Annotated in this window: 13 protein-coding genes; 4 read left to right on the forward strand and 9 right to left on the reverse strand. The window is 61.5% G+C overall.

The features are described from left to right. Positions 1–1924: tetratricopeptide repeat protein (locus tag JWN03_RS21480; RefSeq protein ID WP_297617830.1), on the forward strand; the 1924-nt coding region annotated here is incomplete at its 5' end. A 21-nt stretch (positions 1925–1945) separates the two neighbouring features. Here the strand turns inward: JWN03_RS21480 and JWN03_RS21485 are convergent. From JWN03_RS21485 to JWN03_RS21520, 8 genes are all read right to left on the reverse strand, one after another. Continuing rightward, positions 1946–2290, reverse strand: a complete 345-nt coding sequence (locus JWN03_RS21485) for a DUF1707 SHOCT-like domain-containing protein (RefSeq protein WP_297617832.1) — start codon at positions 2288–2290, stop codon at positions 1946–1948. A 71-nt stretch (positions 2291–2361) separates the two neighbouring features. Continuing rightward, positions 2362–3084, reverse strand: coding sequence for a MerR family transcriptional regulator (locus JWN03_RS21490; protein ID WP_297617835.1), 723 nt, complete (start codon positions 3082–3084; stop codon positions 2362–2364). 157 nt (positions 3085–3241) lie between these two features. Next, complete coding sequence (locus JWN03_RS21495) at positions 3242–3838, reverse strand: glycosyltransferase family 2 protein (RefSeq protein ID WP_297617838.1); 597 nt, start codon at positions 3836–3838, stop codon at positions 3242–3244. An 801-nt stretch (positions 3839–4639) separates the two neighbouring features. Further along, complete coding sequence (locus JWN03_RS21500) at positions 4640–5095, reverse strand: hypothetical protein (RefSeq protein ID WP_297617841.1); 456 nt, start codon at positions 5093–5095, stop codon at positions 4640–4642. A 1438-nt stretch (positions 5096–6533) separates the two neighbouring features. Continuing rightward, positions 6534–6950, reverse strand: a complete 417-nt coding sequence (locus JWN03_RS21505) for a hypothetical protein (RefSeq protein ID WP_297617845.1) — start codon at positions 6948–6950, stop codon at positions 6534–6536. A 190-nt stretch (positions 6951–7140) separates the two neighbouring features. After that, positions 7141–7749 carry a hypothetical protein gene (locus JWN03_RS21510; RefSeq protein ID WP_297617848.1) on the reverse strand — a complete coding sequence of 203 codons (609 nt, stop codon included), beginning with the start codon at positions 7747–7749 and terminating at the stop codon, positions 7141–7143. A gap of 218 nt (positions 7750–7967) precedes the next feature. Further along, the gene (locus JWN03_RS21515) at positions 7968–8306 is read right to left on the reverse strand and encodes a hypothetical protein (RefSeq protein WP_297617851.1); all 339 of its coding nucleotides are present in this window, start codon (positions 8304–8306) and stop codon (positions 7968–7970) included. A 254-nt stretch (positions 8307–8560) separates the two neighbouring features. Then, a complete protein-coding gene (locus JWN03_RS21520; protein ID WP_297617854.1) occupies positions 8561–10102 on the reverse strand; it encodes an MFS transporter in 1542 nt (513 codons plus the stop codon). 87 nt (positions 10103–10189) lie between these two features. Between JWN03_RS21520 and JWN03_RS21525 the strand changes: the two genes are divergently transcribed. The 3 genes from JWN03_RS21525 to JWN03_RS21535 all read left to right on the forward strand — a co-directional run bounded on the left by JWN03_RS21525 (position 10190) and on the right by JWN03_RS21535 (position 11975). After that, complete coding sequence (locus JWN03_RS21525; protein ID WP_297617857.1) at positions 10190–10750, forward strand: TetR/AcrR family transcriptional regulator; 561 nt, start codon at positions 10190–10192, stop codon at positions 10748–10750. A gap of 620 nt (positions 10751–11370) precedes the next feature. Further along, positions 11371–11661, forward strand: coding sequence for a hypothetical protein (locus JWN03_RS21530; protein ID WP_297617860.1), 291 nt, complete (start codon positions 11371–11373; stop codon positions 11659–11661). An 11-nt stretch (positions 11662–11672) separates the two neighbouring features. Beyond that, complete coding sequence (locus JWN03_RS21535; protein WP_297617863.1) at positions 11673–11975, forward strand: WXG100 family type VII secretion target; 303 nt, start codon at positions 11673–11675, stop codon at positions 11973–11975. Here the strand turns inward: JWN03_RS21535 and JWN03_RS45540 are convergent. Continuing rightward, positions 11965–12381: a LysR family transcriptional regulator gene (locus tag JWN03_RS45540; protein ID WP_366914459.1), complete on the reverse strand. Its 417-nt coding sequence runs from the start codon at positions 12379–12381 to the stop codon at positions 11965–11967. The genes JWN03_RS21535 and JWN03_RS45540 overlap by 11 nt on opposite strands. Positions 12382–12695 lie beyond the last annotated feature (314 nt).

Below are 12695 nucleotides of genomic sequence, written 5' to 3' on the forward strand. Positions count from 1 at the left end.
GTGCGGGTCGCCGTTCAACTTCCGTCCCTCACTGAAGCACGGCGACCTGGTCGCGGATCAATACGAGATCCAGGGATGCCTGGCACACGGCGGACTGGGCTGGCTCTACTTGGCCGTTGATCGCAAAGTGAGCGACCGGTGGGTGGTGCTGAAGGGCCTACGGAACCCACTCGACTTCGAGGCGCATGTTGTCGCACTCGCGGAGCGCCAATTCCTCTCCGAGGCGGCGTATTCCAGCATCGTCAAGATCTACAACTTTGTCGAACACAGCTCTGTGCGCAACTCGCCGGACGGTTACATCGTCATGGAGTACGTCGGCGGGCGGTCCCTGCGGGCACTGCTCGATCTGCGAGCACCGTCCTACATGCCGGTCTCCGGCGCCGTTGCCTGCGTGATGGAAATTCTGCCCGCACTGGACTATTTGCACTCGTGTGGGCTGGCCTACAACGACCTCAAACCCGACAACATCATGGTCACCGACAGTGAGGTCAAACTGATCGACCTCGGAGCGGTGGCGGCCCTGGGGTCGGGCGGCAGCATTTACGGCACCCCCGGATACATGGCACCTGAGATCACCACGACCGGCCCGACGATCTTGTCTGACATCTATTCGGTCGGCCGGACCCTGGCCGCGTTGATCATCGACATGACGAAGGATGGCGATGGGCACCGCGTACCCGGTATACCCGAGCCCAGTGAGCGGCAGGTGCTTGCGCGTTACCCGTCTTTGCGCCGATTCCTCGTACGTGCGACGGACCCGAATCCACAACGACGCTTCGCCTCTGCCTACGAGATGCACTGCCAGCTCGCCGGTGTACTTCGCAAGGTGCTGGCCGTCGACACAGGTCGTGAATATCCTCAGGACTCAATCGAATTCGGTTCCATGCGAGGGGATTTCGGTATCCAAACCTCGATCGGGAAGATCGACGGAATGGTCGACGGAGTAACCTCCGGTAGAGCGATTGCTCCTCGCGAAGTCGTCGCCGCACTTCCCGTCCCGCTGATCGACGGCACCGATCCCAGCTCGGCGCTGCTTTCCACCTTGCTGCACGGCGATCCCCAGAACACCCTCGACGCACTGCGCCAAGCCCGCCAGCGAATAACAGCCGGGACCATCGCAGAGCCGGAGTCTTTCGAGCTGGAGGGAACTCTCACCGCGATCCGGGCGCACCTGGATCTAGGACAGATCGATCTGGCTAGTCAGTTGCTGGGCGATCTCAGTCCCGACAACGCTTCCGATTGGCGCATCGCTTGGTTTTCGGCGATCACCGCGTTGCTGCGCGATGATTATATTTGTGCCTACAGGTATTTCGACACGGTTCATTCGATGCTGCCGGGTGAGATCGCGCCGGAACTCGCCCTCGCCGCCACCGCCCAACTCCAATTGCGGTGTGGCGGAAAGGGTGACGATGTCGACCGCTGGCACAGCGCAGCGGTCGAACACTATCGGACAGTATGGCGGACCAATCGTGGTGTGATCAGTGCCGCGTTCGGCTTGGCGCGCCAGCTCGAGTCCTGTGGGGTGAAATTGGAGGCGGTGGCAGTCCTGGACGAGGTACCCGCCGCGTCACGGCACCATAGTGCCGCGTGTATGACCGGCTGTTTGTTACTGGTTTCACGTCCGATCGCGGAGCTCACCTCGGTCGATCTGGATGCGGCTGCTGCCCGCGTCGAGTCACTTCCCGACCACCCACATGCAATACCGCTGCGCGCGATCGTCTTGTGGGTGGCGTTGGAGTGGTTGCGCGCTCAGGGTCGGCCGCCTCATGCGGATCGCCTACTCGGCTTCCCGGCCACCGAGCAGGGGCTGCGGATCGGCCTCGAAGCTTCGCTGCGGGAGTTGGCCCGGATCGCACCGGACCGCATGCATCGCTATCGGCTGGTGGACCTGGCCAATCACGTCCGGCCGAGAACCCGATGGTAAGTGTGGTTCGCTGACGAAGGCTCATCCGACCCGGCGAACCACCAGGATCATCGCGGCCCCGGTGAGCAGAAGAAGCCACAGGGTATTGCCGGTCGCGATGAACAATAGGACGGCAGTCATCGTTATCGATGCAGTGAGGATCGCGAGCGGGCTTACCCCGACGCTGGCACGGATCGACGCGAACGGCGGGGTGGCCGCGGGTAGATCAACGAAAAGTTCCGCCAACTGTTCCGGGTACGTCGCTGCGGCAGCCGTCGCGCTACGGTCCTCGAACTCGGTCAGGGTCAACCTGCCGTCACCGAAATGCTGCGACAACTCACGCAATGCCCGTTCCCGGTCGGCAGCACTGACCCGGGGTTCGTCCATACCCGAAGGGTAGATTCCGAGAACCGATCCAGGATTCGGCGAATTTCCAACCGCGGGAATGGTTGGGCAGCCTAGGCGTCGGTGAGTTCGATATCTTCCTCCAGATGCCGTGCGACGAATCGGTTCACCAGGTCGGACGTTGCGCGACCCGGAACGATACGAGCAATGGCGAGCCGTTCGCTCAGTGCGGAGCGTACCGCTGGATCGTTGCCATCGTGCTGTAGCGGTTCCCAGGCTGTCCGGTGGAACACATCGACGAAACGACGGGCGATGCGATCGCAGTCCGCCCGTAGTTTCTCCAGTTCCCCGACAGCTTCTTCGAGTGGCACACCGGCCGACGCGATCTGTTCGACGATCAGAATCAGCTGCGGGTCCACCACACGATATGTGGCCGCGTCGACGGGCTCGTACATCCCTGCGGCGACGACACGGGCCAGGCCGTTCGACACTCCTCGATAGCGATCTGCCAGCTCGGTCGCCGAAATCTTATCGGATACGGTCGGTGCTTCAGGAGCCGTTGTGCCAGAGGTTATTTCGCCCAGAACATCGCCGAGGCCATCGCCGCGATCCCAAGCGTTCAGCAGCTCCTTGATGCCGTTGAGCTTGATTCCACGATCGAGCAGCCGGCTGATGGTGCGTACCCGGTTGAGATGCTCCGGACCGTATAAGCCGGTTCGTCCCTTCAAACTGGGTGGCGGCAGCACGCCGCGCTCCTGATAGACCCGCAGGCTCCGCACGGTCGTACCGGCTTCACGCGCCAGCTCGTCGATCGTGTATTTGACACCCGCACTCATACCTCTAAGCAAACCATATCGGTGGAAGCGCGGGCCGCAGGAGCGGCCCGGACGTCAGGTGGCTGCCGGTGACCAATGCTCGAGGGCGGCGAGCACATGCACGCTCGACGATCAAAAACAGACGCTGGCGGCATATCGAGGGTGCGGGCGCCGCCGCTCACCGCAACGGAACGAGCTGGTCTATTCGGCGGCCGCGCCGTGAAAGGCAGAGTGCCAGATCGAAATCCACGCGCGGATCAGCCACCGCGACGGTTTCCTCGCGTACCTCGAGCCACACCGAGCGGCGGATTGTCAGGTTCGCCCCGCGTGGCCAGCCTGCGGCAATGTCGAAGATCCGAGATCGGTGGCGGATCTGGGGCTCGGAATCGGGTACCTCGTGCGCGGGTCGGGCGTGGGTAGCGTTGATTTTCGTGATGGCCGCGGTCTCGGGATACTCGGAGAGGTGATGGGTAATGGTCCGTGCCCAATCGAACGCAACGCGCGTGTCCGCCCCGAGATGGCCGATGATCTCACTGTCGGCGGCATCGAAGCCGAGGTTACGTGCGGCCACCTTTTCCAGGCCCGGCGCGGAGATCAGCCGGACCTTCTCGATGATCGACGAATACACCTGAACAATCCAGCGGGTGTCGTCCGTGGATCCACGATCTACGACGATGATCGTGGCTATCGCTTCCTGTCTGGCCAGTCGATCCAGGCAGTACGGAATGCGAGCGGCATCGTTGAGTACGGGAACCACGACAGAAACGTCGCCCACCGAAGCTCTCTCTGAACCTGGACAGCACATCCGGGCCTTTTCCCGACCGAATCGCCTGTGGGCGAAGGCATTCGCGCAAATGAGTTGTCGAGGTTCAGTCACCGATTGTCCTTTGAGTGGCGCCATCGTCCAGGCACCGGTGACCCCACCTGCCCATCGAGGATTGCTGTAGGTAGCCGAACGGCAGGCTGAATGCGCGCACCGAGCAGCGAACTCACCGCGCCGTCCTGTCCACAGGCCCCGGTAGTAGGTCCCTGACGCTGTGCAGGCCGAACGCTTGTGCCACGGCTTTCAAGTCATCTAGCGTCAATGGCGCGGGGTCGGCCATGTTGGGCAGTTGTACGACATTGTGGTCTGGGGTGATGTAGCCGGTCGTCATGTGCATCCTCGGAAGTTGTTGACTTCGAATCGATTACGATCGTCGTCCACTCGGCTGGACTACAACATCCGCCAGCGCACCGATTCCGTGGACTTCAATGGCCCCGTCCCCCGCCAATGCTTTTTGTGTACCAACTTTGCAAAATCCGCAATCGAGTTCGGCAATACTGCCTAGCGATACATTCTCGGCATTGCGGCGTGTTGCGGTCTTTTGATCGAAAGGTGGTGGTGGAAAAGGTTTCTCGGATCTCAGTCGACTTTGATGCGTCGAAGTCGGGCGTATCCATCGCCGTAGTAGAAGACGTGCCAGGGCACCGAGGAGGGTGTTCCACGTCGAATCGGCCATGTCACGGGTCCGGGTAGTTGATGAAGGTCGTCAGCTGATCGATCGTCGACCGACGTCCCTGGAAGCTCTGAAATCGTTCAGTGAATGACCGACACCTCCTCGGGAAGACCTTCGGTTGGTCCGTCCCACACCTCGCGGCTTAGGAAGACCGGTTGGGTGAGCAGATGGTCGCCCGCTCGCTGAACGCCGATGACAAGCCCCAGACTTTCGGATCCTGGTACGCCGCCGCTGAAGTAGTTCAGCTCTGGGTGCGGCTCGTAGGCTTCGGCGCGATCGACCATCCACTGCTCCAGCTCCGACGGAACACAGCCAGTAAATGCGATGCCTTCCGCACGCACTTGTGGCCCGCAGAGGGCATCGACCACGACGCTACACAGTCGCTTTTCCAGGCCGTAGTAGAGCGTCAGGCCGAAGCTTCGATACACGCCCCGCGTCCTGCTGTAGTGATTCTGCGTAAGAGGTTTTGTGTTCAAGAACCGCTGGGAGCTGTTTGCAACGTCGTCGAGCGTCTCGGCTACTTCGTCTGGTGTCATGCCGAATCGTAGTGGGCCCACGCTTGCGAAAGGATCCAATGACCACTGCTGACGATCACTCTCGGGCACGACAGGCCACCACTCGAACATGGCGACGAAGCCTAACGCCCGAGTCACTGGGTTTCGACCGAATCCCTTCCCCCTGCTGGGTAATTCACGGTGAGGTCGAAGTGGGACCGGTATATATCAGAAGTGGATCCGTACGGTGCGTTTCTAGCGCCACCCGGACTGCACCTACATAAGTATACTGAAATATGCGCATCTATGCATTATTGTGGGGTGTCGCACTGCGCGAGTCCTGTGCGGCAATTGTCAGACGCCGCAATGACCACGGTGATGCCCCATACCGGCCAGGATTTGCAGACGACTATCAGCTATAGCGCTCTTCGGATGTTCGAAAAGTGCTGACGGGCATCGATGTTCGCGGATCGCCTGGGCTGATCTCCTCGCGTCACTGCGCATTGGAAAAGACTTGAGCCGCAGCGGGTTTCCCTTGGTGGCAGCGAGTGGGGTGTGTGAGGAGGCGCTGTTCCCAGCCCTGAACTGGTCAATTGATGTACACCTATATGACGGTACAATAATCAGTGTCACATAAGTCGCGCGTCAGCGGACACGTTGGCGAACACAGGAAGGACAAGCTCGTGTCTGGTTTGAGGATGACTACCGTCGGTAGAAGCCTGATCTCACTCGGTGTGATGGTCGCCGGAATATCCGCCGGCAGCGCCTTCTCCGGGATTGCGGCCGCCGAACCGGCTCTTCAGTCTTCAGGGCATAGTTTCAGCTCGCCCCAGACCGGCACAAATGTGCAGGCACGTGGGTACACCGTGAGCAGCGGCCACGTCACATCTGAGCGTGCTCAAGGCGCCGCAGGTGGTCGAGGATCCGCCGGTGGCGGAACCTCAGGTGGGGGGCAGGTCGCGGGTGGGTCGGCAGGTCAGGGCACGCATGCCCACGCTGTCCCCAACAACTCGGACGCCCGCACTACTCCTGGTAAGGCCGGCCAGCCTCAGGTTCTGTCGGGGTGGCCTGTTCCTCCGTCGCCGTGGGTCGGCAAGCTGAATCAACAACCAGGCTACGAGGACTACCCCGGCTATCCCTACTATTCGCCACGGTTCGGGAACCCGGCCCCTTGGTCGGGGCAGCTTCCTCTCGGCGGTAATGACTGCCCGCCCAGACATCGTACTTGCGATCGCTGATGGCCCTATTTCCCCTGTGTTCCTAGTGCATTGGCGGAGGTTACATCCATGAAGATGGTGTACGGCCGATGTTTCGCCAGACACCACGATGGGTCTCGACAGCTCCGACGGTGTGGCGTCGGGTTCGAACGTCTTGTCAGTCATGTTCCTGAACGACCGATCCGCTTCGGCTGCTGTGTCTCTGCAGGCGGATCACCAACTCGCCTCGAAAAAGTAGGTACACCCACCGCGCGCAACCGGGATCAAATCTCGCGTGTCGCAATGTGATCAACCGTTACTTGGTGAAAACGGAAGATCGATTCGCCTCCATCAACACCTTGGAGGATCGCCTTTTCTGCCTTGTGGAACGGATCGATAAACACGCCGTTCGGCAGCCGTACCCCTAGCGAACCGGTCGCGTGGATCTGCCACTCGCCCTCGGTATCAGCAGCGATGCAGGCACCCAGAAACGACCCGACCAGTGAGATCAGTTCCGCAACAACGGGTTCGGGATTCCAGCCTCGCACTGTACGCAGTTGTTCGATTCGGTCCTCGACCCACTTGAGAGAGGCCCGGTTCAACCCGAAATCGATCTCATCCGCAGGGGCGAAGAATTCGATCGCAAGCTGAATGTCCGAGTCGACCGCTTTGCGAACCTGGTCGAGGTAGTCGTCATTCACCACGTGACGGTATCGGTACCCCACTCGAGGACGATGAGATCCTTGTCAGGGCCGGGAACCCCGATTCTCTTGACCTCAAACACATTCCGTGAATGATGACACCGCTAACCATAGAGCATGTGCGATGCCGAACGAGCAAGGCACTTGCGCGAGTGAGCGGCGGGTGTGGGTGGACGTGCGCTTACCAGGGCTAGATCCGATCACCTCGTGGCCAACCTGGTCCACCGGCTTTTCCCAGGGTGAGTTCATCGAGCCATCCGACGGTCGCTTCCACCGATGCCGTGTCAAGACTCGCTGTCTCGGTATAGCCGTTCTCGGCGGTGATGTTGCACGCCGACGCTATCTGTACGCCTGCGCTTCGCCATCGCTCGACGACGGTTCGCTCGACGGCGAGCGCATCGGTTCGGGGCAGAAGATATAGGCACTGTCTGCCGTTCATCTCGACCAATCGCCACCCGCGGCGGCGATGAGACTTCAAGCGGGCCGACATTGCCCCAGCCACACCGACTTTGAGCGCACGGCGGCGTTCGGAGCAGACTAGGTACAGCATGGTTGGCTCGTTGGCCCGGTGGTGGCGAGCACAGTCGGGGCACCGCGTCTCGGATTCGTCGTCCAGGTCGTAATCGGCCGGGACGAACCAGCCTTCGGCGTGCGCCATGGCGCGCAGGGCCGTTGTGGCAGCGTTGTCGGCTGCCGTCTCGTCCCTGACGGTGTATATGCGAATACTGACTTTGACGTCGCGGAACTTGCCACCGCAGGTGGAGCAACCCGGCAGCCATGCTTCCAAGTACTTTGCCATGTCACCGATCCTCTATTGGTTCGGTGACATGGGGAGGGAGTTCGACTGTGGTGCATCATCGATGATGCAGCGGGACTTGCGTTTTCCTTGTGACAGGCCCGGCCGCGTGTCATCTGCACGGTCCCGGAACTCATCACGTACTCCCGGATCGCTCCCGGATCTCGTCGCGCCCTGTCCGAACACCCCCCCAGAACCTCTAAGCGCTCCCGGATGCATGGTCAGCAGTCGAGGGTGGCCCGCTCCCGCCGCGAGCCAGCGCGTAAGCGAACGCGCCCCCCGGCCGCCACCGAGGCCACCGCAATCAGGGCGCGGAACCCCAGCAGCTGAATCAGCCCGGCGCCGAGCAGCGCTGACACCGCCGTGGGGAAGAACACCAGCAAGTACAGCGCCGATGCCACTCGCCCAATGGCCTGCGATGGCGTCCGCAGCTGCATCAGGGTGATGACCGACCACCATCCACGAGTTCCCGGCCCCGCGAATCGCGTTGCCCGCCAAGACCCGAACAGGTCGGGGATCAGCAGTCCGGCGCTCCCGATAGCGATCAGGCCAGTGCCCATCACCGCCAGTCGCGTCTGCCCCCAGCTGCTCGACAATCGAGTGGCGGCGTGCTCTCACGGCATGGCCCGGTCCCACTCCGGGCTTGGCGAGATTCTTGACACCGCCGTCGAATACGTCCCGCTGGTGAGCTGTGACCCATGGTGAAACTCCGCGCGATGACCAAACGCTGAATCCGGTTGGTGCTCTTTACACGGCGCTGCTGATCACGGTCCGCAAGCTCCGCCATCTCAACTGGCGAAGGACAGCGGGAACACTATTCGGTCTGTTGGGTGTGTACCTCGCTGACCGGATGGTCGACTGCGATCGTGTCACCGCTGTCGTCGTCGCGGCCGGCACCGGCGACGGCCAGCGCCAGCATGTCGACCCGTTCGCCGCGACCCTCGGTGCCGAAGACGATCATGGCGGCTACCGCCGCGGCTGCCGCGACGCCTGCCGCGACGCCGTAGCCCAAATGGAATCCACCGGTAAGTGCCTGGTGCGCGGTATGTCCTGTTTGACCGAGCCTGGTCGTCCGGCTGGTCGCGACCGTCGCGATCACGGCCAATCCCAGTGCGCCGCCGACGGTTCGGCTGACATTCAGCAAGCCCGACGCGACACCTTGTTCGCTGGGCGCGACTCCTGAGACTGCGGCGATCGTGAGGGGTACGAGAATGAGCGCGAATCCGAAGGCAACGACCATCGACGGCACAATGATCGTGCCGAGGGTTCCATGCCAGGGTGACAACCCCGCGTAGAGCGTCATACCCGTCGCGACGATCAGTGCACCGCAGCCCAGTGTGATTCGCTGCCCTGCCATGCGGACCAGCCACGGGCCCAGGCCCGCGCACATCAGCAGCACTGCCGACAGCGGCATGAACACCGCGGCGGTTCCCAGCGCGGAGAATCCGAGCACCTCCTGCAGATCCAGTGACATGAAATAGAACAATGCGTACATGGCGGCGGCGCTGAGGAATTGCACCAGATTCGCTCCGGTCACCGATCGGTTGGCGAACAACGACGGTGGGATCAGCGGCTCGGTGGTTCGCGTTTCGCGAATCGCGAACAGGATCAATGCGATCGCCGCGGCACCAAGCAGGCTGAGCGTCGATGCTGAGCCCCACGCATGATCAGCGGTCTGGGCGACGGCATAGGCGAATAATCCGACGCCTGCGGTTGCTGCCACTGCGCCGAACGCGTCGAACTTGTGGTGGCGGCGCTGGGGACGATCTGCCGGGAGGTAGCGAATCGCCGCTACCAGCACCAGCGCGCACAGCGGCAGATTGATCAGGAAGATCCACCGCCAGCCCGGTCCGTCGACCAGCACTCCGCCTAGCACCAGTCCGATCGAGGCGCTGACAGCGCTGACAGCACCCCACGCGGTCACCGCTCGCGTGCGGGCCTTGCCCTCCGGGAAGGTCGCGGCGATGATCGCGAGCGTCATCGGTGAGACGAAGCCGGCTGCGATTCCCTGCAGGCCCCGGCCCGCGATGAGCGTGGTCGCGTTGCTGGCGAGGGCAGATATGAGAGAGGCGCTCGCGAAAACAACTGTGCCGGTGACGAATACCCGGCGGCGGCCCAGGAGATCGCCCGCCCGGCCGCCGAGGAGCAGAAATCCTCCGAAGAAGACGGTGTAGGCGTTGACAACCCACTGCAGCCCAGCGGGGGAGAAGTTCAGAGCGGTGCGCAGTGTCGGGAGTGCGACGTTGACGACGGTGATGTCGAGGGTCTCGAGTAGCTGCGTGAGACACAACACGATGAGGGTGATGGTGTGGGCGGGCCGCCATACGAATCCGGAGGTGGTGGGGGTTTCGGGCATGATCGAGTCCGTTCGTTCAACGAGTGTTGATTCTACAAGCGTAGAACGAATCCCGGCTTTCAGTCAACGGTTGTAGAATGGAGAGGTATGGCGTCCCGCGCAGAGCAACGCAAGCAAACGGAAGCGCGCATCCTTGCCGTAGCACGGCAGATGTTCGCCGACAACGGATACGACCGGACCACGATCCGAGGCATCGGCGCCGCCGCCAAGGTCGACCCGGGCCTGGTCATGCACTACTTCGGCAACAAGCAGCGGCTGTTCATGCAATGCACAGGCGATGCGCCGGAAGCCATGGCCACCGGATCGACCGTCGAGGAGCAGGCCGACATCGTGCTCGCCGGGCTGACGACGATCCTGCAGCAGGAACCGACTGCCACCCAGGCGCTGTTCAGGTCGATGCTCACCCACCCCGACGCCGCGAAGACCTTCCGAACCGGATCGGCCGCCTATCTGTCACCACTGGTGGAATCGCTCGACATCGACGATGCCGCACTGCGTGCCGACCTGATCGGCGCGATCTACGTCGGTGTCGCAATCGCGCGCCTGGTCGATTTCGGAGACTTAGCGCATACCCCAGTCGAGAAACTCACCGAATTGCTCCGGCCCAGCATCCTCACTTTGCTGGGCGCCGACCGGCGCTCAATCTAGCGAACCGTCTGATACTCCTCCCAACCGCTGTGTAGTACGGGCCAGCACGCCAATCCATGTTGGCTTCGTTCCTGAAACGGTCGCGTTCTTCGGCCTGCAATCCGGAGCCGCGCTCCGGCCAACGGCAGCACTGGTGGCAGGGGACCTAAACCCGACGGATCGAACTCGGCCAGCTCCCCTATCCGTGCGGGGCTGGCTCCTGGGCTGAGGCTGGCGGGAAGATCCTCGGCACGGGCTGGTCTGCGCCGACGATGCCAAATGGGCCGAACTCACCCGTAGATCCTTGTGGCAAATCGTTCCGGGCGATCACCCGTAGTGGATAATAGATCCAGGATGTTATTTCACCGACGAGGCGTCAAACCGTCCTGTATCGCGGTCTGGGCAGCAGTCAGCTGTTTACGACGCTCACGGCCGGGGAGAGCTCCGATTCGGCAGATTAGCAACTGGCGGTTGATACTCCCTCCATTATTCTGCGCTTCCGTGCACGGCGAAACTCCGCTAGCGTAGCGATTGTGGATTGACGGAGGACAATACAGCCAAAAGGCCAGTCGACGGCTATCTGCGAACCTCCGTCCCAGGAGGTGAACAACCAAAGCGCCGTTTACGACAAGGAGTGGGTCGTGTTCAATACCGAGTTACCTGCGGTGCAGGCAGCGCGACAGCAGATCGGTAACCATGCCGATGAACTGGGCGCTCATGTGACGCACGTGAACGATGTGCACCAGGGCGTGCTGACTTCGAGTGCCGGAGCGTCGTCGACCGCACTGTCCAGTGCTTTGAGCGAGCTGTCTGTCAGCCTTCAGGGCCTGGTCGGTCACACAAACGAGGTCGGCAACCACCTCGGAGGTTCTGCCGTGCAATTCGAACATGCCGACGAGTCTGCTTTTCCGAAAATAGATCTCAATTTCTGAGAGGAATAATCATGAGTGGCAATATTCAACCAGATTTTGGCCATATGGATGGTCACATGGATCGGTTGAACGGTATCGCTAATGGTGTGCAGACGTCGGTTGACGCGCTGGGGTCGACCAACGATCAACTTATGAATACATTCAGCGGTCAAACCGCAGCGGCGTACTCCGAACACCACCGTGCTCTGAACCAAAAGATCCAGAACGTTCAGGAGCACCTGGCAAAAGTGAGAGCCGCTGGGCAGACAGCGTTGGGGACAGGCGGAACTTTGCATGCGGCCGATATCGCTAACGCTAAGCGGTTTACGATTTAGATCGCAGCATCGAGGATCCCGCGTAAGGCAGGTATGCCATGCCCGCCGGAGTGAGTTCGACCCGACGGGTGCTTCGTTCGAATAATCGAGCGTCGAGAATTCCTTCAAGCTGAGCGATGGCGCTGCTGAGAGCCTGAGGAACAATATGTAACCGCCGCGCAGCTCGCGTGAAATTCAGATCCTCCGCAGCTGCGAGAAAATATGTCAAGTGTCGAATTTCGGGGCGCATCACGTAAAGTTCAACTGTGTATGTGCACGACGCGATGCGTCCGGAGGACAGCGATAGGTTCCCGACGCTCCACAGCTGGTTGTCCGTTCGCGTGCTAACCCTTCGTTCCTGCTTCCCGATGCTCCTGTCCGGCAACATAGCGCATCGATATCGAACGCCGACCGGAACGCGGTCCATCGTTCGGTCTCCACCCGCTGCCAGGAAATTCCGATCACATTCGCCACCGCAGCTTTCAGGCTGTCATAACAGGTCTGACTGGTAGGCACCCAAACCCGGCCGCGTGAACGTATGCGCATGTCCGGCTCCTTCGACTTCCTGGGCAACGGCAAGGCATACTCGTCACCATCCAGTGCCCGAGATCCTGCCACCCATCCACGGGTCCTCTCAGGATTGGTGAACACCACTCCCGAGCACTCTGGGGTGCGCCCAAGAGTCGTGACCGAACCACGCCACGGAAGACGTGAGGGCCGGCCAGTCACCGAGGCGACACC

It is taken from the genome of Nocardia sp., from assembly GCF_025465275.1.
GTDB lineage: Bacteria > Actinomycetota > Actinomycetes > Mycobacteriales > Mycobacteriaceae > Nocardia.